Here is a 25,140-nt window from a genome sequence, read left to right on the forward strand (position 1 = left end):
CAGGCCCGGCGCACGGCCCTGTGTCGCATGAAACAAAGATGACGAAGCCGCCGAAAATTCCCGAATCCGTTCTCGTCGTGATCTACACGCCCGAACTCGACGTGCTGGTGATCAAGCGTGCCGACCAGCCCGATTTCTGGCAATCGGTGACCGGATCGAAGGACGCGCTCGACGAGCCGCTCGCGCTCACGGCCGCGCGCGAAGTCGCCGAGGAAACCGGCATCCTGGTCGGTACGCACGACGTGCCGGCCACCGCGCTGATCGACTGGCACCACCAGATCGAATACACGATCTATCCGCAATACCTGCATCGCTATGGGCCGGGCGTCACGCGCAACGTCGAGCACTGGTTCGGCCTGTGCGTGCCGCGCCGCGTCGACGTGACGCTGTCGCCGCGCGAGCATGTCGACCATGCATGGCTGCCGTACCGCGAAGCGGCCGCGCGCTGCTATTCGCCGTCGAACGCCGAGGCGATCCTGCAACTGCCCGTGCGCGTGTCGCTCGCGCGGGCGCCGCACGGCTCGTCCGCATGAATTCGGAAACCCGCAAGCGCTTCGCGCAATTGCGGCAGATGTTCCTGCAGGAACGCGGCTCCGCGTCGCGGCTCGCGTTCACCGCCGGCAACACGGTGCGGCTGTGCACGACCGGCGGCGAATTCTTCCAGGCGCTGATCGAGCGGATCGAGGCGGCGCGCGAGCAGGTGATGCTCGAAACCTACATCTTCTGCGACGATGCGGCCGGCCGCCCGGTGTCGGATGCGCTGATCCGCGCGGCGCAGCGCGGCGTGCGCGTGCGCGTGATCACCGACGGCGTCGGCACCGCGCGCCTGCCGCTGTTCGACACGTGGGCCGACGCCGGCGTCGAGCACTGCATCTACAACCGCTACCTGTTCGGCCGCTTCGGCTTTTCGCGCACGCACCGCAAGCTCGCGGTGATCGATCATGCGGTCGCGTACTGCGGCGGCATCAACATCGTCGACGACTACACGCAGGGCACCGCGACGCTGCCATTTCCGCGCTGGGATTTCGCGGTCGAGATGGCCGGGCCGGCGGTGTCGGACGTGCGCGCCGCGTTCGAGCTGCAGTGGCACCGGATCCAGTTCGGCCACAAGCCGTATGCGCAGTACGCGGCCGGCCTGCACGGCGGCGAGGCGTTCCCGGACATGTTCCGGCGCTGGATGCGCAGCCACCGATGGATCAAGGCCGGTGCGCTGCGGGTCGTCACCGAGCCGAGCGTCGCGTTCGTCGCGCGCGACAACGTCGTGAACCGCCGCGCGATCGAGAAGGCGTATCTCGCCGCGATCGGGCGGGCGCGACAGCGGATCCTGCTCGCGAACCCGTATTTCATGCCGGGCCGCAAGCTGCGCCGTGCGCTGACGGGCGCGGCGCGGCGCGGCGTCGACGTGCGGATCCTGATCGGCCGCAACGAGTTCACCGCGCTCGATACGGCCGTGCCGTTCCTGTATCACGCGCTGCTGCGCGCGGGCGTGCGCGTGGCGGAATATGACAAGACGATCCTGCACGGCAAGGTCGCGGTGATCGACGACAACTGGGCGACGGTCGGCTCGTCGAATCTGGACGCGCTGAGCCTGATGCTCAACAATGAGGCCAATGTCGTGCTGGTGCGCTACGATGCGCTCACCAACGAGCTGCGCGACGCGATCACGAGCGCGTTCGCCGAAGGCCGCGAAATCGACGCCGCCCGCTACGCCGCGCGGCCACGCATCGAGCGTATGCTGAGCTGGCTCGCGTACAACACGTACCGGGTCGTGATGAAGGCGTTGACAGTCGGCGGTTACGACTAAGCATCCGCTTCAAAAAATCTGTCCGCACGTTCGTGCGGAAAAGCCGCTCCGGCCCCGCCGGAATCGCGCAAAATAGCGGCTCGGTTAGACACCGGTTTCTAATAATTTCCTTGTTTCGCGAGCGGCCGCACTCAATAATAGTACGGCCGTTCGATTTTATTCGAACCCCCGAACGGTTAAGAAAAAGCTATGCGAAAAGGCGAACAGACGCGTGCCGCGATACTCGAAGCTGCTTTGGACCTCGCCAGCCGTGACGGGCTGGAGGGGCTGACGATCGGCCTGCTGGCCGAGCGCATGCAGATGAGCAAGAGCGGTGTGTTCGCGCACTTCGGATCGCGCGAAGACCTCCAAGTCGAGGTCGTCCGCGAATATCACCATCGTTTCGAAAACGAGGTGTTCTTTCCGAGCCTGCGCGAGCCGCGAGGCTTGCCGCGCCTGCGGGCGATGCTGGCGCGCTGGACGGAGAAGCGCATCCAGGAGGTGACGACCGGATGCATCTACATCAGCGGAGCCGTCGAGTACGACGACCGGCCTGACAGCCCCGTGCGCGAGCAGTTGATCGCGAGCGTGACGGCCTGGCGTGCCGCGATGCTGCGTGCCATTTCGCAGGCGAAGGAAGAAGGCCATTTGCGTGCGGATACCGATCCGGACCTGATGCTCTTCGAGTTGTACAGCTTCACGCTCGGCCTGCATCACGACGCACGCTTCCTGCATTCGCCGGATGCCGTGCGCCTCACGTGGGCCGCGCTGGAAAAGACGATCGTTTCGTATCAGAGCGAGAGCCGTTAGCGGCGCGTGACCCGCCCGCCAGGAGCTCGAGCCGTTTGCCCACTTTGGAGAGAGTCATGGGACAGTACGCCGCGCCGCTGCGCGACATGCAATTCGTGTTGCACGAGCTTCTGAACGTCGAAGCCGAGGTCAAGCAAATGCCGCGGCATGCGGACCTCGACGCCGACACGATCAACCAGGTTCTCGAGGAGGCGGGCAAGTTCTGCTCCGAGGTGCTGTTCCCGCTGAACCAGGTCGGCGACCGCGAAGGCTGTACGTATGAAGGCGACGGCGTCGTGAAGACCCCGACCGGCTTCAAGGAAGCGTATCGGCAGTACGTCGAGGCCGGCTGGCCGGCGCTCGGCTGCGATCCGGACTACGGCGGCCAGGGCCTGCCCGCGTTCGTGAACAACGCGCTCTACGAAATGCTGAACTCGGCGAACCAGGCATGGACGATGTATCCGGGCCTGTCGCACGGCGCCTATGAATGCCTGCACGCGCACGGCGCGCCGGAACTGCAGCAGCAATATCTGCCGAAGCTCGTGTCGGGCGAATGGACGGGCACGATGTGCCTGACCGAGCCGCACTGCGGCACCGACCTCGGCATCCTGCGCACCAAGGCCGAGCCGAACGGCGACGGCTCGTACTCGATCAGCGGCACGAAGATCTTCATCTCGAGCGGCGAGCACGACATGTCGAAGAACATCGTCCACCTCGTGCTCGCGCGCCTGCCGGACGCGCCGCAAGGCACGAAGGGGATCTCGCTGTTCATCGTGCCGAAGTTCGTGCCGGACGCCGCGGGCGAGCCGGGCGAGCGCAACGGCATCAAGTGCGGCTCGATCGAGCACAAGATGGGCATCCACGGCAACTCGACGTGCGTGATGAACCTCGACAACGCGAAGGGCTGGATGGTCGGCGAGCCGAACAAGGGCCTCAACGCGATGTTCGTGATGATGAACGCCGCGCGTCTCGGCGTCGGCATGCAGGGCCTGGGCCTGACGGAAGTCGCGTACCAGAACTCGCTGGCGTACGCGAAGGAACGCCTGCAGATGCGCTCGCTGACGGGCCCGAAGGCACCGGACAAGCCGGCCGACCCGATCATCGTGCACCCGGACGTGCGCCGCATGCTGCTCACGCAGAAGGCCTACGCGGAAGGCGCGCGTGCGTTCACGTACTGGTCCGCGCTGCAGATCGACAAGGAGCTGTCGCACGGTGACGAAGCGGTGCGCCAGGAAGCGGCCGACCTCGTCGCGCTGCTCACGCCGATCATCAAGGCGTTCCTGACCGACAACGCGTTCGAGTCGACCAACCACGCGATGCAGATTTACGGCGGCCACGGCTTCATCTCCGAGTGGGGCATGGAGCAGTACGTGCGCGATGCGCGGATCAACATGATCTACGAAGGCACGAACTCGATCCAGTCGCTCGACCTGCTGGGCCGCAAGGTGCTCGGCGACATGGGCGCGAAGCTGAAGAAGTTCGGCAAGCTCGTGACCGAATTCGCGGAAGCTGAAGGCGTGAAGCCGGAGATGGCCGAGTTCATCAACCCGCTCGCCGACATCGGCGACAAGGTGCAGAAGCTGACGATGGAAATCGGCATGAAGGCGATGCAGAACCCGGACGAAGTCGGCGCCGCCGCCGTGCCGTACCTGCGCACCGTCGGCCATCTGGTGTTCGCGTACTTCTGGGCGCGCATGGCGCGCATCGCTCTCGACAACGAAGCGTCGGGAGATCCGTTCTACAAATCGAAGCTCGCGACGGCCCGCTTCTACTTCGCGCGCCTGCTGCCCGAGACCGCAGCGACGATCCGCGCCGCGCGCGCCGGCTCGAAGACGCTGATGGAAGTCGACGAATCGCTGTTCTGACGCGAGTCGGGGCGGTGCGCGCCGCGCGCCGCCCCGACGCAACGGTTCCTGGTACTCACTTCGCCGTGCAGCCCTCACAACCCGCGCTGCACGACACTATCCGGAGACATCCCGTGAGCAATTTCCTGATTCGCAAGGTCGCCGTGCTGGGCGCCGGCGTGATGGGCGCGCAGATCGCCGCGCATCTCGTCAACGCGCGCGTGCCGGTGCTGCTGTTCGACCTGCCGGCCAAGGAAGGCCCGAAGAACGCGATCGCGCTGAAGGCGATCGAGAACCTGAAGAAGCTGTCGCCCGCGCCGTTCGGCGTGAAGGACGACGCGAAATACCTCGAAGCCGCGAACTACGAGGACGACATCGCGAAGCTCGCCGAGTGCGACGTCGTGATCGAGGCGATCGCCGAGCGGATGGACTGGAAGCACGACCTGTACAAGAAGGTCGCGCCGCACATCGCGCCGAACGCGATCTTCGCGACCAACACGTCGGGCCTGTCGATCACGAAGCTGTCCGAAGGTTTCTCGGACGAACTGAAGTCGCGCTTCTGCGGCGTGCACTTCTTCAACCCGCCGCGCTACATGCACCTGGTCGAGCTGATCCCGACCGCGCATACGCGTGCCGACATCCTCGACCAGCTCGAAACGTTCCTGACGAGCATCGTCGGCAAGGGCGTCGTGCGCGCGAAGGACACGCCGAACTTCATCGCGAACCGCGTCGGCATCTTCTCGATCCTCGCGGTGATCACCGAAGCAGCCAAGTTCGGCCTGCGCTTCGACGAAGTCGACGATCTGACGGGCAGCCGCCTCGGCCGCGCGAAGTCGGCGACGTTCCGCACCGCGGACGTGGTCGGCCTCGACACGATGGCGCACGTGATCAAGACGATGCAGGACAACCTCGCCGACGATCCGTTCTTCCCGGTCTACCAGACGCCTGCCGTGCTCGCCGAGCTGGTGAAGCAGGGCGCGCTCGGCCAGAAGACGGGCGGCGGTTTCTACAAGAAGGAAGGCAAGGCGATCAAGGTGCTCGACGCGAAGACGGGCACCTATGTGGATGCGGGCGCGAAGGCGGACGAAACCGTCGGCCGCATCCTGAAGCGCCCGCCGGCGGAGCGCCTGAAGCTGCTGCGCGAGACGGATCATCCGCACGCGCAGTTCCTGTGGTCGATCTTCCGCGACGTGTTCCACTACATCGGCGTGCATCTCGAGTCGATCGCCGACAACGCGCGCGACGTCGACCTCGCGATCCGCTGGGGCTTCGGCTGGAACGAAGGCCCGTTCGAAGGCTGGCAGGCCGCCGGCTGGAAGCAGGTCGCCGAGTGGGTGCAGGAAGACATCGCGGCCGGCAAGGCGCTCGCGAACGTGCCGCTGCCGTCGTGGGTGCTCGAAGGCCCGGTCGCCGAGCAAGGCGGCGTGCACACGGCCGAAGGCTCGTGGGCGCCGGCGTCGAAGCGCTTCGTGCCGCGTTCCGACCTGGCCGTCTACGGCCGGCAGGTGTTCCGCGCGCCGCTGATCGGCGAAACCGGTGCGGACCCGAAGACGTACGGCAAGACGCTGTTCGAAACCGACGCGGTGCGTGCGTGGGTCGACGATCGGGCGGGCGAGGACGACGTCGTGATCGTGTCGTTCAAGTCGAAGATGAACACGATCGGGCCGAGCGTGATCGACGGCCTCGTGCAGGCGATCGAACTCGCGGAGAAGGATTACAAGGGCGTGGTGATCTGGCAGCCGACGTCGCTGAAGCTCGGCACGCCGGGCGGCCCGTTCTCGGCCGGCGCGAACCTCGAGGAGGCGATGCCCGCGTTCATGATGGGCGGCGCGAAGGGCATCGAGCCGTTCGTGAAGAAGTTCCAGGAAGGCATGCTGCGCGTGAAGTACGCGAACGTGCCGGTCGTCGCGGCCGTGTCGGGCATCGCGCTCGGCGGCGGTTGCGAGCTGATGCTGCACAGCGCGAAGCGCGTCGTGCACGTCGAGAGCTACATCGGTCTCGTCGAAGTGGGCGTCGGTCTCGTGCCGGCGGGCGGCGGCCTGAAGGAAGCGGCGCTGCGCGCGGCGGAGGCGGCCACGGCCGCGAACGCGACCACCGAGATCCTGAAGTTCGTCACGAAGTCGTTCGAGAACGCGGCGATGGCGAAGGTGTCGTCGTCGGCGCACGATGCGCGCGCGATGGGCTACCTGAAGCCGTCCGACACGATCGTCTTCAACGTGTTCGAACTGCTCGACACCGCGAAGAAGGAAGCCCGTGCGCTGGCCGACGTCGGCTATCGCGCCCCGCTGCGCGCGAAAGACGTGCCGGTGGCGGGCCGCTCGGCGATCGCGACGATCAAGGCATCGCTCGTCAACATGCGTGACGGCCGCTTCATCAGCGATCACGACTACCTGATCGCGAGCCGCATCGCCGAAGCCGTGTGCGGCGGCGACGTCGAAGCCGGCAGCCTCGTCGACGAGCAGTGGCTGCTCGCGCTCGAGCGCCGCGCGTTCGTCGAGCTGCTCGGCACGCAGAAGACGCAGGAACGGATCATGGGCATGTTGCAGACCGGCAAGCCGGTGCGTAACTGAGTGAGCGAATGCATAGCATGGGACCAGAGTAAGCGCTGAAGCGCCAGCTCCGGTCGACAGGCCAAGGAGTTTCAAATGAGCAAACAATTGCAAGACGCATACATCGTCGCCGCCAGCCGCACCCCGATCGGCAAGGCCCCGCGCGGAGTCTTCAAGAACACGCGCCCCGACGAGCTGCTGGTTCACGCGATCCGCTCGGCGGTCGCGCAGGTGCCCGGCTTCGACACGAAGCTGATCGAGGACGCGATCATCGGCTGCGCGATTCCGGAAGCCGAGCAGGGCCTGAACGTCGCGCGCATGGGCGCGCTGCTCGCGGGCCTGCCGCAGACGGTCGGCGGCGTGACGGTCAACCGCTTCTGCGCGTCGGGCATCACGGCGCTGGCGATGGCGGCCGACCGCATCCGCGTCGGCGAATCCGATGCGATGCTCGCGGGCGGCTGCGAATCGATGAGCATGGTGCCGATGATGGGCAACAAGCCGTCGATGTCGCCGCACATCTTCGATCGCAGCGAAGACTTCGGCATCGCGTACGGGATGGGCCTGACCGCCGAGCGCGTCGCCGAGCAGTGGAAGGTGAGCCGCGAAGACCAGGACGCGTTCTCGGTCGAATCGCATCGCAAGGCGCTCGCCGCGCAGCAGGCCGGCGAGTTCGGCGACGAAATCGCCGCGTACACGCTCACCGAGCGTTTCCCGAACCTCGCGACAGGCGAAGTCGACGTGAAGACGCGCGAGATCGCGCTCGACGAAGGTCCGCGCGCGGATACGTCGCTCGAAGGCCTCGCGAAGCTGCGCACGGTGTTCGCGAACAAGGGCTCGGTCACGGCCGGCAACAGCTCGCAGACGTCGGACGGCGCGGGTGCGCTGCTCGTCGTGTCGGAGAAGGTGCTCAAGCAATTCAACCTGACGCCGCTCGCGCGCTTCGTGAGCTTCGCGGTGCGCGGCGTGCCGCCCGAAATCATGGGCATCGGTCCGAAGGAAGCGATTCCGGCCGCGCTGAAGGCCGCCGGCCTGAAGCAGGACGATCTCGACTGGATCGAGCTGAACGAGGCATTTGCCGCGCAGTCGCTGGCGGTGATCCGCGATCTCGGCCTCGACCCGTCGAAGGTCAACCCGGTCGGCGGCGCGATCGCGCTCGGCCACCCGCTCGGCGCGACCGGCGCGATCCGCGCGGCGACCGTCGTGCATGGCCTGCGCCGCCGCAACCTGAAGTACGGGATGGTCACGATGTGCGTCGGCACCGGCATGGGTGCGGCGGGCATCATCGAACGCCTGTAAGCGGGACGCGACGACAAGCGACGACGGTGCGCGGGCCACGAGCTCGCGCACCGTTTTTTCATTCCGGTAGAGGACGTCAAAGGAGACGGTTGTGGCCGAAATTCAAGTGGAACGCGCCGACGGCGTGATGACGATCACGATCGCACGCCCGGCGAAGAAGAACGCGCTGACGGCGGCGATGTACCAGACGATGGCCGATGCGCTCGCCGACGCGCAGGAAGACAAGGCGATCCGCGTGATCCTGCTGCGCGGCAGCGACGGCAACTTCAGCGCGGGGAACGATCTCGAGGATTTCCTGAAGGCGCCGCCGAAGGACGAGAACGCGCCGGTGTTTCAGTTTCTCGCGCGGATCAGCCAGGCAAGCAAGCCGATCGTCGCCGCGGTGCCGGGCGTCGCGGTCGGCGTCGGCGTGACGATGCTGCTGCACTGCGACCTCGTCTACGCGGCCGACGTCGCGACGTTCTCGCTGCCGTTCGCGCAGCTCGGGCTGTGCCCTGAAGCCGCGTCGAGCGCGCTGCTGCCGCGGCTGGCCGGCCATCAGGTCGCAGCCGAGAAGCTGCTGCTCGGCGAAGCGTTCGATGCGCTGGAAGCGTACCGGATCGGCATCGTCAATCGCGTGCTGCCGGCCGCCGAGCTCGACGCATTCGCGGCGAAGCAGGCCGCGAAGCTCGCGGCGCTGCCGGCGTCGTCGCTGCGCGTGACGAAGGCGCTGCTGAAGGATACGGGCGGGATCGCGGTTGCCGCGCGGATCGCCGAGGAAGCCGGCCACTTCTCCACGATGCTGCGCGCGCCGGAAGCGCGCGAGGCGATGACGGCGTTCTTCGAGAAGCGCAAGCCGGATTTCCGTCAGTTCGACTGACGCGGCGGGGCGCGCGGGCACGGACCCGCCGGCGCGCCCCGCACGGCAGGATGGCCGGCGTCAGGCCGTGCCGTAATCGACGTGGCCGGTTTCGCGGCAGAAGCTGACGAGCCGCAGGCCGGCCGCCTTTGCGATCTCGATCGCGAGCGACGACGGCGCGGAGATCGTCGCGACCATCGGAATGCCGACCCGCGCCGACTTGCGCACGAGCTCGTAGCTCGCGCGGCTCGACAGGAACACGAAGCCGTCGGTCGCGTCGGCGCGTGCCAGCACGAGCGAGCCGATCAGCTTGTCGAGCGCGTTGTGGCGGCCGACATCCTCGAACGCCATCCGGATCGTGCCCGTTGCATCGCACCATGCGGCCGCATGCAGGCCGCCGGTCAGCCGCGTGAGGGCCTGATGGGCCGGCAGCGCGTGGGCCGCGCGCGCGAGCGCGTCGGGCGCGAGGCGCGCGAGAAAGCCGGTGTCGGGCACCCGTTCCGGCGCGAGATCGAGCAGGTCGATGCTTTCGATCCCGCACACGCCGCAGCCGGTGCGCCCGGCAAGCGCGCGGCGCCGGTCCTTCAGCGCGGCGAACGCCTGCTGGACGACCTCCAGATGCACCTCCGCGTGCGGCAGCGCCGCGTCGGCGTGCAGGATCACGTCGATGTCCTTGATGTCGCTGCCGCGTTCGACGATCCCTTCCGAGATCGCGAAGCCGACCGCGAACGCCTCGAGGTCGCGCGGCGTGCACATCATCACCGCGTGCGAGATGCCGTTGAAGACCAGCGCGACCGGCCATTCCTGGCCGACGTAGTCGTGGGCCGTCTCGACCGCGCCGCCGCGCGTGCGGCGCACGGACAGCTCGATCGCGCCGCGCGGTTCTTCTGTTTCAGTCGGATTCACGAGCACTCCCGTTGATTCGACGCAGGGCGGCGACGATCGTGTGCGCCGCTTGCGCGCAGAGGTTCTAAAATACCCCAGGCAGGCCGGCCGCGCCGGCATCCGCCACTCGGGTAACGACCATGGGACTCAGCGACGCTCCGCTGCTATTCAATTTCGAACACGATTCGTCGGAAAACCTGACGTACATTCCGATGATCGTGCGTTTCAATCTCGACCGCTTCGGTCTGCGGATTTCACTCGAGCAGTGGCAGCTGCTGCCGCTCGAGGACCGCAAGCTGCTCGCGCGCTTTCCGGCCGACGACGACACCCTGATCGAGCCCAATTTCGATCACGCGCTGTTCGAAATGCTGCGCACGCATGCCGATCTCGAACCGTCGTGGTTCCAGCCGGACGAGCAGCCGAGCTGGCGCGCGACCGACACGGTGCCGGATGCGCTCGTGCAGCAGAGCGCGCTGGCGGGGCTGCCGGCGCCCGCGCTCGCGCAGTGGCAGCGGCTCGCGCCGTTCCAGCGCTACGTGCTGATGAAGCTGTCGCGCAAGCCGACGCTCAATCACGACTTCGTGCCGGCGATGCGCGAGTTCGGGCTGACGGCCACGCACTGACGGGCCCCGGGGAGCGCCGCATGCGGCGCCGCGGCGCGGCGCGTGCGGATCAGAGCGGCGGCAGTTGACGCGGCTTGCGGTCGGGACCGGTTGCCACATAGGTGAGCGTCGCTTCGGTCACCTTCACGATTTCGCCCATCAGGCGCATGCGCTGCGCGTAGACCTCGACGTCGACCGTCACCGACGTGTTGCCGGTGCGGATGATGGTCGCGTAGAAGCTCAGCAGGTCGCCGACGAACACCGGCTGCTTGAACACGAACGAATTGACCGCGACCGTCGCGACGCGGCCGTTCGCCCGCTGGCTCGCGGGGATCGAGCCGGCGATGTCGACCTGCGACATGATCCAGCCGCCGAACACGTCCCCATGGACGTTCGCGTCGTGCGGTTGCGGGACGACGCGCAGCGCGGGCTGCTTTGCCGGAAGTTCGAGGGTCGAATCGGTCATGGCGGGGCTTTCATCCTGTAATGAATTTGCCGCCGCGCGCAGGCCGGCCGGCGAGGGCGCCGGCAGCGGCGCGAGGCGGCTTCTGCGACAATACAACGTTCGCAAATTGTACGAGAAAGCGGGCGAGTCGGCCGCTGCAGCACGCGTCCGGCAGCACCGCCGATCCTTCCCCCCATGCGCCGATATTCCGCTTCCGGCGAGCCCGCGCCGGCTCCGACCGGGCCACGCAACGACTGGCAGACCATCCGGTCGCTGCTGCCGTACCTGGCCACCTACAAATGGCGCGTCGCGCTCGCGCTCGGCTGCCTGATCGGCGCGAAGGTCGCGAACCTCGGCGTGCCGGTCGTGATGAAGCGCATCGTCGATCACCTGTCCGCCGTGCAGCAGCTCACCGCGCTCGGCCGCGCCGAGCAGTCGGCCGGCATCGTGCTCGCGGGCGGCGTCGGCCTGCTGGTCGTCGCGTATGCGTTCGTGCGGCTGTCGACGTCGCTCTTCACCGAGCTGCGCGAGATCCTGTTCTCGAAGGTCACCGAGAGCGCGGTGCGCCAGCTCGCGCTGCAGGTGTTCCGGCATCTGCACGGGCTGTCGCTGCGCTTCCACCTCGAACGCCAGACGGGCGGCATGTCGCGCGACATCGAGCGCGGCACGCGCGGCATCCAGCAGCTGATTTCCTATTCGCTGTACAGCATCCTGCCGACGCTCGTCGAGGTCGGGCTCGTGCTCGGCTTCTTCGTGGTCAAGTACGAGGCGTACTACGCGTACGTGACGTTCGCGGCGCTCGTCACGTACATCGTGTTCACCGTGAAGGTCACCAACTGGCGCACGCACTTTCGCCGCACGATGAACGAGCTCGATTCGCGCGCGAACTCGCGGGCGATCGATTCGCTGATCAACTACGAGACGGTGAAGTACTTCGGCAACGAGGAGTGGGAGGCGCAGCGCTATGACGAGAACCTGAAGCGCTACCGCAAGGCCGCGATCCGCTCGCAGAACTCGCTGTCGGTGCTGAACTTCGGCCAGCAGGCGATCATCGGCACCGGGCTCGTGTTCATCCTGTGGCGCGCGACGCAGGGCGTGCTGGCAGGCAAGCTGACGCTCGGCGATCTCGTGCTGATCAACACGTTCATGCTGCAGTTGTACATTCCGCTGAATTTTCTCGGCGTCGTGTATCGCGAGTTGAAGCAGAGCCTCACCGACATGGACCGGATGTTCGGGCTGCTGGCGGCCGCGAAGGAAGTCCCGGACGCGCCCGACGCGCGGCCGCTCGCGGTGGCCGGCGCGCAGGTGCGCTTCGAGCACGTGAACTTCTCGTACGAAGCGTCGCGACAGATCCTGCACGACGTGACGTTTACGATCGACGCGGGCACGACGACCGCGGTGGTCGGTCACAGCGGCTCCGGCAAGTCGACGCTGTCGCGCCTGCTGTTCCGCTTCTACGATCTCGACCGGCAGGCGGGCGGCGCGATCCGGATCGACGGCCAGGACATCCGCGACGTCACGCAGGACTCGCTGCGCGCATCGATCGGGATCGTGCCGCAGGACACCGTGCTGTTCAACGATTCGATCTACTACAACATCGCGTACGGCCGGCCGACCGCGAGCCGCGACGAAGTGATCGCGGCCGCGCGCGCCGCGCACATCCACGACTTCATCGAGAGCTTGCCGAAGGGCTATGACACGCCGGTCGGCGAGCGCGGGCTGAAGCTGTCGGGCGGGGAGAAGCAGCGCGTCGCGATCGCGCGCACGCTGCTGAAGGATCCGCCGGTGCTGCTGTTCGACGAGGCGACGTCGGCGCTCGATTCGCGCTCGGAGCGTGCGATCCAGCACGAGCTCGACCACATCGCGCGGCACCGCACGACGCTCGTGATCGCGCACCGACTGTCGACGGTCGTGCATGCGCAGCAGATTCTCGTGATGGACCACGGGCGGATCGTCGAGCGCGGCACGCACGACGAGCTCGTGCGCGCGGACGGCCTCTATGCGCAGATGTGGGCGCTGCAGCAACAGCGCGCGGCGGCGGGCGGGGAAGCGGCCGAAGCCGCGTGAGCGTAGCGGCCCCCGCGCGGCGCGGGCGGATGGTTTGCCGGCCGTCCGGTAGCGGGCGGCGTTGCGCGGTCACCGCCGGATCGCCCGGCGGTCGGCCGCGAAACGATCAGCCCGCGGCGCGCAGCCGCGCGTCGAGTTCGCCGAGCTGCGCGGGCGTGCCGACGTTCTCCCAGATACCTTCATACAATTCGCCACTCGCGCGGCCGGCCTCGATGGTCGCCCTGAAGTAGGGCGACAGCGCGCGGTGCGTGCCGGGCACGATGTCGCGGAACATCCGCGTGTCGTACACGCCGATGCTGCCGAACGTGACGCGCGGGGCGCCGGCCAGCGCGAGCCGGCCGTCGTCGCGGAGCACGAAATCGCCGTCCGGATGGAACGGCGGGTTCGGCACCATCACGAGATGCATCGCGGGCACATCGAGCGTGGCCATTCGGGCGGCGGGGGCGGCGAGCGTCCCGTAGTCGAATGTGCAGTACACGTCGCCCGCGACGCCCGCGAACACGGTGGGCCGGCCGTCCCGCTCGAGCAGCGGCAGCGCCTGCGCGATGCCGCCGGCGGTTTCTAGCGCGTCGCCTTCGGCCGAATACGCGAGGCGCACGCCCCAGCGCGAGCCGTCGCCGAGCGTCGCCTCGAACTGTTCGCCGAGCCACGCATGGTTGATCACAATCGTCTCGATGCCCGCGCTGGCGAGTGCTTCGATCTGCCAGACGATCAGCGGCTTGCCGCCGGCTTCGAGCAGCGGCTTCGGGCGGGCGTCGGTCAGCGGACGCATCCGCTCGCCGCGCCCGGCGGCGAAAATCATCGCCGTGGTGAGGGTAGTGCTCATGTTGTTCGTCTGAATATGAGAGCGGTCAGAACGGTCAGAATGTATAGCCGACGTCGGCCGCGCCCTTGCCCTCGAGCTCGTCGAGCAGCTTCGCGAACGGCACGAGCGGGCGGTAGCGCAGCGCGACCTTGCGCGCATAGGCGACAAAGCGCGGCAGGTCGTTCAGGTAGTGCGGCTTGCCGTCGCGGTAGTTGATGCGCGCGAACAGGCCGAGGACCTTGATGTGGCGCTGCAGCCCCATCCATTCGAGCTGGCGGTAGAACTCGCCGAAGTCCGGATCGACCGGCAGACCGGCCTTCTTCGCCCGCTCCCAGTAGTACGCGAAGCAGTCGAGCTCGAACTCCTCGTCCCAGCTGATGAACGCGTCGCGCAGCAGCGACACGACGTCGTACGTGAGCGGCCCGTACACGGCGTCCTGGAAGTCGAGCACGCCCGGGTTCGGCTCGCAGACCATCAAATTGCGCGGCATGAAATCGCGCAGCATGAAGCCCTGCGGCTGCGCATGGGCGCTCGCGACCAGCAGCGCGAAGGTGCGATCGAGCGTGCCGCGCATCGCGTCGGTGACCGGCCTGCCGAGGTGCCGGCCGACGAACCATTCGGGCAGCAGCTCCATCTCGCGGCGCAGGAACGCGTCGTCGAACGGCGGCAGCACGTCCGGCCGCGACGTCAACTGGAAGCGGATCAGCGCGTCGAGCGCGTCGCGCATCAGCGGGCGTGCCGCGACCGGGTCGGCCGGATCGAGCACCGAGATGTACGACGTGCGGCCGAGGTCGGTCACGAGCATGAAGCCCGCGTCGAAATCATGGGCCAGCACGTCCGGCACGTGGTCGCCGGCCGCGGCGAGCAGCTGCGCGACCTGGACGAATTCACGGCACTTCTCGGGCGGCGGCGCGTCGACCGCGATCAGCGAGCCGCCGGGGCGCGTGGCCGACGCGACCCGGAAATAGCGGCGGAAACTGGCGTCCGACGACGCGGGTGCGAGGGTCGACAGGTCGAGGGCGAAGCGCTCGGCGAGCGGGCGCAGCCATGCGGTCAGGGCTTCGAGGCGGGCGTCGGGCTGGGATGCGGCGGATGGGGGCGTCATGAAACTCGGCGGAGGGGAGAACGTCTTGCCATATAATACCCCACGACTTTTTTGACGCGCCCCGCGTCAGCTTGCGCCGCGCAGGCCCGCCGCCTGTCGCGCCGTCCGCCCGATCGCCTCCCCGGTTTGCGCTCAGCCGCAGTCGCGGTGCGACGGCGTGGGCCGCCGCGCGCGAACGAATGTGCCGCCGGTGCGGTTGACAAGGGGCGATTCGCCAAACCGATAGATGCCGCCCAAACCGCTATTCCCGAATGTTTTCCCCGGTGACGGGGCGCCGCGCAAACGGCGGCTCGCGCTCGCGCTCCTGGCCGTGCCGGGCCTCGTGCCGGCCGTGTCGTACGCGCAGCTGTCGGGCGCGGCCGCGCAGCCGCAGCCGCTCGACTCGCCGTGGGATCTGCGTCTCGCCCCGCAGCTCGAGGATCATCCGCTGAAGGACGGCGCGAAGCCGGCCGCCTTCATGATTGCCGACCATACGAGCGGCACGGCCGAACAGGACCTCGCCGCGAAGGGCTCGGCCGAGCTGCGCCGCGGCGACGCCGTCGTGAAGGCCGACGCGCTCCACTACGATCAGGATACCGACATGGCCGATGCATACGGCCAGGTCCGGGTGATCAACGGCGGCACGTCGTTCGCGGGCCCCGAAGCGCATCTGAAGGTCGAGGCGAACCAGGGCTTCATGACGGCGCCGAAGTACCACTTCAACGTGACGGGCGGGTCCGGCAGCGCGGAGCGCGTCGACCTGCTCGACAGCGAGCGCTCGGTGTTCGTCAACGGCACCTACACCGCGTGCCAGTGCGCGACGGACCCCGCGTGGTACATCAAGGGCAGCCGCTTCGACTTCGATACGGGCGCCGACGAAGGCACCGCGCGCAACGGCGTGCTGTTCTTCCAGGGCGTGCCGATCTTCGCGAGCCCGTGGCTGACGTTCCCGTTGTCGGGCGAGCGGCGCAGCGGCCTGCTGCCGCCGACGTTCTCGTTGAACTCGAACAACGGGTTCGAGCTGACGCTGCCGTACTACTTCAACATCGCGCCGAACCGCGACCTGACGATCACGCCGCGCATCATCTCGCGGCGCGGCGTGCAGACCGAAGCGTCGTTCCGCTACCTGTCGCCAACGTATTCCGGCACGCTGACGGCCAATTACCTGCCGGATGACCGGCTCGCGCACCGCAACCGCTACGCGATCTACTGGCAGCACCAGCAGAACTTCGGCGGCGGCTTCGGCGGCTACGTCTACTTCAACAAGGTCTCGGACAACACGTATCCGGAAGACCTCGGGTCGACGAACGAGTTCATCAACGGCACGCAGACGCTGTACCAGCAGGAAGCCGGCCTCACGTACAACAACGGCCCGTGGTCGGTGCTCGCGCGCTACCAGCACTGGCAGACGCTGCCGCCGTCGATCGCGCCGTACAGTCGCGAGCCGCAGTTGAACGTGAAGTACACGAAGTACAACGTCGGCGGCTTCGACTTCGGCGCGGAAGCCGACTATTCGCGGTTCCGCATCACGACCGCCGATGCGACCGAAGGCGACCGGATCGTCTTCAACCCGTACATCGCGTATGGCGTGTACGGCCCCGGCTACTTCGTCGTGCCGAAGATCCAGTACCACTTCGCGTCGTACGACCTGAACTACCTGTCGTCGAGCACGCCGAACAGCCCGAAGCGCTTCACCGAGTCGATCCCGACCGTGAGCTTCGACACGGGCCTGATCTTCGACCGCTCGGTGCGCCTGTTCGGCCAGGACTTCATCCAGACCCTCGAGCCGCGCCTGTACTACGTGTACACGCCGTATCGCGACCAGTCGAACGCGCCGCTGTTCGACACCGCGGAATCGGACTTCGGCCTCGCGGAGATCTACCAGCCGAACACGTTCGTCGGCAACGACCGCATCGCGGACGCGAACCGGATCACGGCCGGCCTGACGTCGCGCTTCATCGATCCGCGCACCGGCGACGAACGCGCGCGCTTCGTGATCGCGCAGCAGTACTACTTCGCCAATCAGCGCGTCACGCTGAACTCGGTGCAGGCGCCCGTGCAGGCGCGCCACTCGGACCTGATCGTCGGTGCCGCGCTCAAGCTCGGCTCCGGCTTCATGTCGGAAACGGCGTTCCAGTACAACCAGAACAACAACCAGCTCGTGAAGTCGAGCATCGGTTTCGGTTTCAGCCCGGGCGAGCGCCGCGTGATCAACGTCGGCTACCGCTATACGCGCGCGAACACGACGCTCGACAACCAGCCGATCAACCAGTTCCTGGTGTCCGCGCAATGGCCGCTCACGCGCCGCCTGTACGCGGTCGGCCGCTTCAACTATGACCTGGCCGCCAACCGGGTCGTCGACGGTCTGCTCGGCTTACAATACGACGCGGATTGCTGGGCGCTCGGCGTCGGTGCCCAGCGGTTCGCGAACGGCGTGAACTCGTCGGGGCAGCAGAACTCGTCGACGCGATTCATGATGCAGCTGACGTTGAAGGGGCTGTCGAGCATCGACAATGGTCTCGTGGCGGCATTCCGCGCCGGGGTGCCGGGCTATACGCCGCTGCCGTCCGCGCCGCCGCCGATGTCCCGCTTCAGTAACTACGAGTAACGCCGGCTTGTCTGCACCGGTCAGCACGATTTCAATGGAGTATCAGTGGCAATGAAGAAAACCCTTCGTTTCGCGGCAGTCGTGTCCAGCCTCGCCGCGTCCGCCGCGCTGCTCGCCGCCGCGCCGGCCGCGGCGCAGGCGCTTGGTTCGCGAGGCGCGCAGCTCGCCGACGAAGTCGTCGCGGTCGTCAACAACGACGTGATCACGGGCCGCGAACTCGACCAGCGCGTCGGCCTGATCGCGCGCCGGCTGCAGCAGCAGAATGCACCGGTGCCGCCGGCCGACCAGTTGCGTGCGCAGGTGCTGAACCAGATGGTCCTCGAACGCATCCAGGTGCAGAAGGCCAAGGACGACGGGATCCGCATCGACGATGCGACCGTGCAGTCCACGCTGCAGCGCCTCGCGCAGGCGAACGGGATGACGCTCGAACAGTATCGCGCGCGTCTCGAGGCGCAAGGCGTGCCGTGGACCGTGTTCACGAGCGACGCCCGCACCGAGCTGATGCTGTCGAAGCTGCGCGAGCGCGAGGTCGACGGCAAGATCACCGTGTCGGACGCCGAGGTCGTGAACTACATCGCGAGCCAGCGCGGGCCGAGCGCGGCGCAGCAGCAGGACCTGCGCTTCCAGCATATCTTCATCAAGGCGCCGACCAACGCGCCGCAGGCCGAGATCGAAGTCGCGCAGAAGAAGGCCGAAGCGCTGCTGCAGCAGGCCACGTCGGGCGCCGATTTCGAGAAGCTCGCGAAGAACAATTCGGAAGCGAACGACGCGAAGAAGGGCGGCGACCTCGGCTTCAAGGCGCCGGGCGCGCTGCCGGCGGAGGTTGTCGACGCAGCATCGAAGCTGCGTCCGGGCCAGGTCAACCCGACGCTGATCCGCGTGCCGGACGGCTTCGAGATCGTGCGTCTCGTCGACCGCCGCCAGAGCCAGGGCACGAGCGCCGCGGCACCGAAGATCGTCCAGACGCACGTGCGCCACATCCTGTTGCGCGTCGGCGAGGGCAAGTCGGAAGGCCAGGCCCGTCAGCAGCTGCAGGACATTCGCCGGCAGGTCGAGGCCGGCGGCGATTTCGCGAAGTTCGCGCGCACCTACTCGCAGGACGGTTCGGCGTCGCAGGGCGGCGATCTCGGCTGGATCAGCCCGGGCGAGACCGTGCCGGAATTCGAGCGCGCGATGAACAACCTGCAGGACGGCCAGATCAGCCAGCCGGTGCGTACCGAGTACGGTTACCACCTGATCCAGGTGATCGATCGCCGCGAGTCGGAAGGCTCGGTGCAGCAGCAGATGGATATCGCGCGTCAGGCGATCGGCCAGCGCAAGGCCGAGCAGGCGTATGCCGACTGGCTGCGCGAGCTGCGCGATTCGTCCTACGTGCAGTACAAGATCGGCGGCGTCGGCCCGGCGAACTGAGCGAGCTTCACATGACGGCATCCGCGCTGCAGATCGCGATCACGACGGGCGAACCCGCGGGTGTCGGCCCGGAGCTGACCGTGCAGGCGCTGCAGGATGCCGCCCGACGCTGGCCCGGCGCGCATTTCACCGTGCTCGGCGACGCCGCGCTGCTCGACGCGCGCGCGGCGGCCGTCGGGGCCGATAGGGCGCTGCTCGCCGGCGGCGGGCCGGTGTTGGTCGAGCATCATCCGCTCGCCGCGCCCGCGCAGGCAGGCAAGCTCGACTCGGCCAACGGCCGCTACGTGCTCGCACTGCTCGATGCCGCGATCGACGGTGCGCTGGCGGGCCGGTTCGACGCGATCGTCACCGCACCGCTGCAGAAGAGCACGATCAACGATGCCGGCGTGCCGTTTACCGGCCATACCGAATACCTGGCGGAGCGCACGCACACGCCGCGCGTCGTGATGATGCTGGCCGGCACGGGCGAGCGGCCGCTGCGCGTCGCGCTCGCGACCACGCATCTGCCGCTCAAGGACGTGTCGGCCGCGCTGACGATCGACGGGCTCGTCGAGACGCTCGCGATCATCGATCGCGACCTGCGGCGCGACTTCGGTCTCGCGGCGCCGCGCATCCTCGTGACGGGGCTGAACCCGCACGCGGGCGAGAACGGCTATCTCGGGCGCGAGGAGATCGACGTGATTTCCCCGGCGCTCGCACGCGCGCAAGCGCGGGGCATCGACGCGCTCGGCCCGTATCCAGCCGACACGCTGTTCCAGCCGCGCCATCTCGAGGGCGCCGATTGCGTGCTCGCGATGTTCCACGATCAGGGCTTGCCCGTGCTGAAGTATGCGACGTTCGGCGAGGGCATCAACGTCACGCTCGGGCTGCCGATCATCCGCACGTCGGTCGATCACGGCACCGCGCTGGATCTGGCCGGCACGGGCCGCGCGGATCCGGGCAGCATGGTCGCCGCCCTCGACACGGCCGTCGCGATGGCGCGCCATCGCCGCGCGTCGTGACGCACCCAGGCGCAGGCCTGACCTAACTCGTCGTATTTTTCGTTTTTCTCAGTCGATGTCGAACAGCAGACAGCACCAAGGCCACTTCGCGCGCAAGCGCTTCGGGCAGAACTTCCTCGTCGATCACGGCGTGATCGACTCGATCGTCACGACGATCGGCCCCGCGCGCGGCCAGCGAATGGTCGAAATCGGCCCCGGGCTCGGCGCGCTGACCGAGCCGCTGATTCAGCGACTCGCGACGCCCGAGTCGCCGCTGCATGCGGTCGAGCTCGACCGCGACCTGATCGGCCGCCTGCAGCAACGCTTCGGCCCGCTGCTGGAGCTGCATGCGGGCGACGCGCTCGCGTTCGACTTCCGCTCGCTCGCGGCGCCCGGCGACAAGCCGTCGCTGCGGATCGTCGGCAACCTGCCGTACAACATTTCCAGCCCGCTGCTGTTTCACCTGATGACGTTCGCCGATGCGGTCATCGACCAGCATTTCATGCTGCAGAACGAAGTCGTCGAACGGATGGTCGCGGAGCCGGGCACGAAGGCGTTCTCGCGGCTGTCGGTGATGCTCCAGTATCGCTACGTGATGGAGAAGATGCTCGACGTGCCGCCGGAATCGTTCCAGCCGCCGCCGAAGGTCGATTCGGCGATCGTCCGGATGATTCCGTACGAACCGCACGAGCTGCCGGACGTCGATCCGGTGCTGCTCGGCGAAGTCGTCACGGCCGCGTTCTCGCAGCGCCGCAAGATGCTGCGCAATACGCTCGGCGACTATCGCGAGACGATCGATTTCGACGGGCTCGGCTTCGATCTCGCGCGACGCGCGGAGGATGTGAGCGTGGCCGAATATGTCGGTGTCGCGCAGGCGCTGGCGGCCGTGCGCAAGGCCGCGGAGTAACGGCGAACCCCCCCGGGCCGGGAAGCGCGCGCTGGCTCGAGATTCATGAGGCTGTCCTGACGGGCAGCCTTTTTATTTTTCCGATCCGCTTTCGTCGACGAAGGACCGCGGCCGCGCGCCCTTACGCGCGTCGGCGTGGCGGCGCGTTGACGAGCGCGATCCCGGTCAGCACCAGCGCGGCCGCCGACATGAAGCGCCAGCCGACCGATTCGCCGAGCAGCAGCACGCCGAACGCGACGCCGAACAGCGGCGACAGGAACGTGAACACGGACAGCCGCGACGCGCTGTAGCGCGTCAGCAGCCAGAACCACGACAGATAGCTGACGAACGCGACGATCACCGACTGGTAGGCGAGGCTCGCGAGCGCGACCGGCGTGACCTGCGCGAACGACATCTGGCCGAGCAGCGCGGCGAGCGCGACCAGCACGACGGCCGACACCGCGAGCTGGTAGAACAGCGTCTTGCTCGCGCTGGCCCGCGCGAGCGACGTCGAGCGCACGACGACCGTCGTCGCGGCCCACATCGCGCCGCCGAGGATCCCGAGGGCGTCGCCGGCGAGCCCCGCCAGTACCGACGCGCCGGGTGCACGCGGCTCGAGGAAGCCGTCCGCGAACGCGAGCGCGATGCCGGCGAACGCGAGGCCGACGCCGGCCCACTGAACGCGTTGCAGCCGCTCGCCCGGCGTGAACAGGTGCAGGCCGAGCGCGGTGAAGCACGGTGCCGTGTACAGGAAGATCGCCATGTGCGATGCGCTCGTCAGCGTCAGCCCGAAGAACACGCAGATGAACTCGCCGGCGAACAGCGCACCGGCGGCGATGCCCGCGCCGAGCGTGCCGTCCGCGCGGAACAGCGGCGTGCCGCGCGAGCGCGCCCAGCCCCACAGCAGCAGCGCGGCGATCACCGAGCGCAGCCCGGCCTGGAACATCGGCGGGATCGCCGCGTTCGTGCTCTTGATCGCGACCTGCTGGAAGCCCCAGATCGCGCACAGCAGCAGCATCACGCCGATGGCGCGCGTGTCGAGCGCGCGGCGCACGGGCGACCCGGCAAGCGCGGTCATCGACGAGCCTCGCCGAGGCGGGCAGGGGGCACGGACATCGGCAGGGGCAGCGGCGGGCGGACGGCGGGTCCGGCACGCCCGAATCGGCGGTTTCGCACGGCAGGCGGTGTGGCTGAATGGGGTGGTGGTCGCGTTCCGGCGGCGGCGGGCATGCCCGCTTTTGGTGCGAAGTGGGAGGATGTTACCCGATCGGCCGGGATGGCGGGCATCGTCGAACGGCGGGCTTTCACCGGCGCACGGACGTCGGCCCCATTGCGCGGACGCGCGGTATCAGTCGGCGGTGGACGAGGCGCCGTCGGCGAGATTCACGTGACTCCGGTAGAATTTCCGGCTCTGGAAAGTCCCCACAGGAGTACAACAATGCGTTTGCTGCATACGATGCTGCGAGTCGGCGATCTCGACCGCTCGATCAAGTTCTACACCGAATTGCTCGGCATGAAGCTGCTGCGTCGCGAGGATTATCCGGAAGGGAAGTTCACGCTCGCGTTCGTCGGCTATGAAGCGGAAAGCACGGGCACCGTGATCGAGCTGACCCATAACTGGGATACGCCGTCCTACGATCTCGGCAACGGCTTCGGCCATCTGGCGGTGGAAGTCGACGACGCGTACGCGGCCTGCGACAGGATCAAGGCGCAAGGCGGCAAGGTGACCCGCGAAGCGGGCCCGATGAAGCACGGCACGACCGTGATCGCCTTCGTCGAGGATCCGGACGGCTACAAGATCGAGTTCATCCAGAAGAAGGCGCACTGAGCGCGGGATGAGCGGCGCGCGGCGCACGATGTGCGTCGCGGGCAACGAAAACGGGCGATGCGGAGGAATCCGCATCGCCCGTTTGCATTTGTGGGTGCGACTGATCGCGCTACAGCGCCGGCAGCAGTTCGGGCGGGTGATGCTTGAGCGTGTGCCGTGCTTCGCGGAATTCCGGGAAGATCGATTCGACCGTCTGCCAGAAGGCCGGGCTGTGGTTCATTTCGCGCAGGTGCGACAGCTCGTGCGCGACGACGTAGTCGACGATCGACATCGGGAAATGGATCAGCCGCCAGTTCAGCCGGATCTTGCCGTCGCTCGAGCAGCTGCCCCAGCGCGTCGCGGCCGACGATAGCGCGTACATCGAATACGTGACGCCGAGCTTTTCCGCGTAGACCACCAGCCGTTCGCCGAAGATCCGCTTCGCTTCGCCCTGCAGCCAGCCCTGCACGCGATCCTTGATCTGCTGCATGTCCGCCTGCACGGGCAGCGGCAGCGACAGCCGCAGCGCGTCGGCGTCGAATGCGACGGCACCCGCGCCGAGCGCGATCGTGATCGTCTTGCCGAGATACGGGAGTTGCGCGCCGTCGCGCCAGTCGATTTGCGGCAGCGCGCGCTGCTCGGTGCGGGTCTTCCACTCCGCGAGCTTCGCGAAGATCCAGCGCTGCTTCTCGGCGATCGCCGCTTCGATGTCGGCGAGCGTGACCCAGCGCGGCGCGGTGATCGACAGGCCGCTGCCGTCGATCGTGAAGCCGATCGTGCGGCGCGCGGAGCGCTTGAGCCGGTATTCGAGCACGCGGCTGTCGAGTGCGAACGTACGGACGCGGGAGCGATCGCGCGCGGGGCCCGGATCGAGCGGTGCGGTGGGCACCGCGGGCGCCGCGGCCGCTTCAGGTGACGTGGGCGGCGCGGCGGGCGCCGACGGTGCCGGCGCGGCTGCTGCCGGCCCGTCGAAGAGCGGCAGGTCCATCTGGCGATGATCGAGGGCCACGACGGCAGGCCGTGGCCGCGGACGCTTTTTCATCAGTTCGCTTCGTTTCGTCGTTCGCAACGGCTGCAATCCGGGTGATTCAGACGCGCGCGGCATCGCGCGTGCCGGCGTTGCCCGGCTGGCGATACGCATCGGGATCGATGCGGCGCATTTCCGCTTCGATCCAGGCTTCGACCTGCGAGTTCAATACGTCGGGCGTCTTGCCGTCGACGGGAATCGGCTTGCCGATCGACACGGTGACGACGCCCGGGAACTTCGTGAACGAATTGCGCGGCCACACCCGACCTGCATTGTGCGCGATCGGCACGACCGGCGTATTGGTTTCGATCGCGAAGCGCGCGCCGCCCGTTTTGTACTTGCCCTGCTTGCCGACCGGCGTGCGCGTGCCTTCCGGGAACATGATCATCCACGCGCCTTCCGACAGGCGCTTCTTGCCCTGGCGGATCACCGACGTGAACGCGTTCTTGCCTTCCTTGCGGTCGATGTTGACCATGTGCAGCAGCCCGAGCGCCCAGCCGAAGAACGGCACGTAGAGCAGTTCGCGCTTGAACACGTAGCACAGCGGCTTCGGCATCAGCGCCGGAAATGCGAGCGTCTCCCACGCCGACTGGTGCTTCGACAGCAGCACGGCCGGGCCGTCCGGCAGGTTTTCCATCCCTTCGATCCGGTAGTGGATGCCGTTCAGCCAGCGCACGACCCATAGCGTCGACTTGCACCAGCCGGCCGCCATCCAGTAGCGCGCGTCGGGGCGCATGAACGGGAACGCGATGAAGCACGCGGTGGCGTACGGCACCGTGTACAGGATGAAGTAGATCAGCAGCAGCAGGGAGCGGACGAAGCGCATCGGCGTGGGTCTGGTGGTAAGGAGGATGCGCGCGGCGGCCGCATCACTCGTGTTCGTGTGAAAGGAAGTCGAGCGCGAACGCGCGCAGGTCGTCGTGGACCTTCGTGCCGTCCGGCAGATTGCCCGCGGCGAGCGTCTTCTTGCCCTTGCCGGTCAGCACGAGGTGCGGCCGGAAGCCGACCGCGACGGCGGCCTGCAGGTCGCGCAGCGAATCGCCGACGGCCGGCGTGTGACCGGGATCGATCTCGAAGCGCTCGGCGATCATCTGCATCATGCCGGGTTTCGGCTTGCGGCACTCGCAACGATCTTCGGCCACGTGCGGGCAGAAGAACACCGCGTCGATGCGCGCGCCGACCGCGGCCGCCGCGCGATGCATCTTCTGGTGCATCTCGTTGAGCGCGGCCATGTCGAACAGCCCGCGGCCGATGCCGGACTGGTTGGTCGCGACGACCACGCGATAGCCTGCGTGGTTGAGCCGTGCGATCGCCTCGAGGCTGCCGGGCAGCGCGATCCATTCGTCGGGCGTCTTGATGAACGCGTCCGAATCGACGTTGATCACGCCGTCCCGGTCGAGGACGACGAGCTTGCGGTTGGGGCTGATCGGCATCG

At 67.6% G+C, this 25,140-nt stretch carries 22 protein-coding genes; 14 read left to right on the top strand and 8 right to left on the bottom strand.

Going from position 1 to position 25,140, the window contains the following annotated elements:
• Positions 1–38 precede the first annotated feature (38 nt).
• The 7 genes from nudB to ABIC50_RS26985 all read left to right on the top strand — a co-directional run bounded on the left by nudB (position 39) and on the right by ABIC50_RS26985 (position 9,120).
• Positions 39–533: a dihydroneopterin triphosphate diphosphatase gene (gene nudB, locus ABIC50_RS26955; protein ID WP_041491271.1), complete on the top strand. Its 495-nt coding sequence runs from the start codon at positions 39–41 to the stop codon at positions 531–533.
• Complete coding sequence (clsB, locus tag ABIC50_RS26960) at positions 530–1,804, top strand: cardiolipin synthase ClsB (RefSeq protein WP_011657894.1); 1,275 nt, start codon at positions 530–532, stop codon at positions 1,802–1,804. The genes nudB and clsB overlap by 4 nt, the downstream gene beginning before the upstream one ends.
• A gap of 189 nt (positions 1,805–1,993) precedes the next feature.
• Positions 1,994–2,593, top strand: a complete 600-nt coding sequence (locus ABIC50_RS26965; RefSeq protein WP_006751498.1) for a TetR/AcrR family transcriptional regulator — start codon at positions 1,994–1,996, stop codon at positions 2,591–2,593.
• Between the two features lie 56 nt (positions 2,594–2,649).
• Positions 2,650–4,437, top strand: coding sequence for an acyl-CoA dehydrogenase C-terminal domain-containing protein (locus tag ABIC50_RS26970; protein ID WP_354168011.1), 1,788 nt, complete (start codon positions 2,650–2,652; stop codon positions 4,435–4,437).
• A 113-nt stretch (positions 4,438–4,550) separates the two neighbouring features.
• Positions 4,551–6,986: a 3-hydroxyacyl-CoA dehydrogenase/enoyl-CoA hydratase family protein gene (locus ABIC50_RS26975; RefSeq protein WP_354168013.1), complete on the top strand. Its 2,436-nt coding sequence runs from the start codon at positions 4,551–4,553 to the stop codon at positions 6,984–6,986.
• Positions 6,987–7,061: 75 nt separating this feature from the next.
• On the top strand, positions 7,062–8,261 hold the full coding sequence (locus tag ABIC50_RS26980; RefSeq protein ID WP_011657892.1) for an acetyl-CoA C-acyltransferase: 1,200 nt from the start codon (positions 7,062–7,064) through the stop codon (positions 8,259–8,261).
• 91 nt (positions 8,262–8,352) lie between these two features.
• On the top strand, positions 8,353–9,120 hold the full coding sequence (locus ABIC50_RS26985; protein ID WP_175702987.1) for an enoyl-CoA hydratase: 768 nt from the start codon (positions 8,353–8,355) through the stop codon (positions 9,118–9,120).
• Positions 9,121–9,180: 60 nt separating this feature from the next.
• Here the strand turns inward: ABIC50_RS26985 and fdhD are convergent, their stop codons facing one another.
• On the bottom strand, positions 9,181–10,011 hold the full coding sequence (fdhD, locus tag ABIC50_RS26990; RefSeq protein WP_105834524.1) for a formate dehydrogenase accessory sulfurtransferase FdhD: 831 nt from the start codon (positions 10,009–10,011) through the stop codon (positions 9,181–9,183).
• 113 nt (positions 10,012–10,124) lie between these two features.
• Between fdhD and ABIC50_RS26995 the strand changes: the two genes are divergently transcribed.
• Entirely contained in the window at positions 10,125–10,607 is a 483-nt protein-coding gene (locus ABIC50_RS26995; protein WP_006751492.1) for a nitrate reductase associated protein, read from the top strand.
• A gap of 49 nt (positions 10,608–10,656) precedes the next feature.
• Here ABIC50_RS26995 and ABIC50_RS27000 read toward each other — a convergent pair whose 3' ends face one another.
• Positions 10,657–11,052, bottom strand: a complete 396-nt coding sequence (locus ABIC50_RS27000; RefSeq protein WP_012364680.1) for an acyl-CoA thioesterase — start codon at positions 11,050–11,052, stop codon at positions 10,657–10,659.
• A 174-nt stretch (positions 11,053–11,226) separates the two neighbouring features.
• On the opposite strand from ABIC50_RS27000, the gene ABIC50_RS27005 reads away from it, so the two are divergent.
• Complete coding sequence (locus ABIC50_RS27005; protein WP_126228480.1) at positions 11,227–13,098, top strand: ABCB family ABC transporter ATP-binding protein/permease; 1,872 nt, start codon at positions 11,227–11,229, stop codon at positions 13,096–13,098.
• A gap of 106 nt (positions 13,099–13,204) precedes the next feature.
• On the opposite strand, the gene murU is transcribed toward ABIC50_RS27005, so the two are convergent.
• Positions 13,205–13,924 (bottom strand): N-acetylmuramate alpha-1-phosphate uridylyltransferase MurU, encoded by a 720-nt coding sequence (gene murU / locus ABIC50_RS27010; protein WP_354168015.1) that lies wholly within the window; start codon positions 13,922–13,924, stop codon positions 13,205–13,207.
• Positions 13,925–13,958: 34 nt separating this feature from the next.
• Complete coding sequence (locus ABIC50_RS27015) at positions 13,959–15,008, bottom strand: aminoglycoside phosphotransferase family protein (protein WP_354168016.1); 1,050 nt, start codon at positions 15,006–15,008, stop codon at positions 13,959–13,961.
• A 226-nt stretch (positions 15,009–15,234) separates the two neighbouring features.
• Between ABIC50_RS27015 and ABIC50_RS27020 the strand changes: the two genes are divergently transcribed.
• The 4 genes from ABIC50_RS27020 to rsmA are packed head-to-tail and all read left to right on the top strand — an operon-like array spanning position 15,235 to position 20,892.
• The gene (locus tag ABIC50_RS27020) at positions 15,235–17,595 is read left to right on the top strand and encodes an LPS-assembly protein LptD (RefSeq protein WP_354168018.1); all 2,361 of its coding nucleotides are present in this window, start codon (positions 15,235–15,237) and stop codon (positions 17,593–17,595) included.
• 51 nt (positions 17,596–17,646) lie between these two features.
• Positions 17,647–19,005 carry a peptidylprolyl isomerase gene (locus ABIC50_RS27025; protein WP_354168020.1) on the top strand — a complete coding sequence of 453 codons (1,359 nt, stop codon included), beginning with the start codon at positions 17,647–17,649 and terminating at the stop codon, positions 19,003–19,005.
• A gap of 11 nt (positions 19,006–19,016) precedes the next feature.
• Positions 19,017–20,006 (top strand): 4-hydroxythreonine-4-phosphate dehydrogenase PdxA, encoded by a 990-nt coding sequence (gene pdxA, locus ABIC50_RS27030; protein WP_354168022.1) that lies wholly within the window; start codon positions 19,017–19,019, stop codon positions 20,004–20,006.
• 55 nt (positions 20,007–20,061) lie between these two features.
• Positions 20,062–20,892: a 16S rRNA (adenine(1518)-N(6)/adenine(1519)-N(6))-dimethyltransferase RsmA gene (gene rsmA, locus ABIC50_RS27035; RefSeq protein ID WP_175669894.1), complete on the top strand. Its 831-nt coding sequence runs from the start codon at positions 20,062–20,064 to the stop codon at positions 20,890–20,892.
• A 121-nt stretch (positions 20,893–21,013) separates the two neighbouring features.
• On the opposite strand, the gene ABIC50_RS27040 is transcribed toward rsmA, so the two are convergent.
• Positions 21,014–21,949, bottom strand: a complete 936-nt coding sequence (locus ABIC50_RS27040) for a DMT family transporter (RefSeq protein ID WP_354168024.1) — start codon at positions 21,947–21,949, stop codon at positions 21,014–21,016.
• A 360-nt stretch (positions 21,950–22,309) separates the two neighbouring features.
• On the opposite strand from ABIC50_RS27040, the gene gloA reads away from it, so the two are divergent.
• On the top strand, positions 22,310–22,699 hold the full coding sequence (gene gloA / locus ABIC50_RS27045; protein WP_012364670.1) for a lactoylglutathione lyase: 390 nt from the start codon (positions 22,310–22,312) through the stop codon (positions 22,697–22,699).
• A gap of 109 nt (positions 22,700–22,808) precedes the next feature.
• On the opposite strand, the gene ABIC50_RS27050 is transcribed toward gloA, so the two are convergent.
• The 3 genes from ABIC50_RS27050 to gmhB are packed head-to-tail and all read right to left on the bottom strand — an operon-like array spanning position 22,809 to position 25,138.
• Positions 22,809–23,720 carry a M48 family metallopeptidase gene (locus ABIC50_RS27050; RefSeq protein ID WP_354168025.1) on the bottom strand — a complete coding sequence of 304 codons (912 nt, stop codon included), beginning with the start codon at positions 23,718–23,720 and terminating at the stop codon, positions 22,809–22,811.
• Between the two features lie 46 nt (positions 23,721–23,766).
• Positions 23,767–24,531 (bottom strand): lysophospholipid acyltransferase family protein, encoded by a 765-nt coding sequence (locus ABIC50_RS27055; protein WP_011657878.1) that lies wholly within the window; start codon positions 24,529–24,531, stop codon positions 23,767–23,769.
• Positions 24,532–24,574: 43 nt separating this feature from the next.
• The gene (gene gmhB / locus ABIC50_RS27060) at positions 24,575–25,138 is read right to left on the bottom strand and encodes a D-glycero-beta-D-manno-heptose 1,7-bisphosphate 7-phosphatase (RefSeq protein WP_006751479.1); all 564 of its coding nucleotides are present in this window, start codon (positions 25,136–25,138) and stop codon (positions 24,575–24,577) included.
• Positions 25,139–25,140: the final 2 nt, after the last annotated feature.

This window comes from Burkholderia sp. 567 (genome assembly GCF_040545115.1).
In the GTDB taxonomy this organism is placed as follows: domain Bacteria; phylum Pseudomonadota; class Gammaproteobacteria; order Burkholderiales; family Burkholderiaceae; genus Burkholderia; species Burkholderia ambifaria.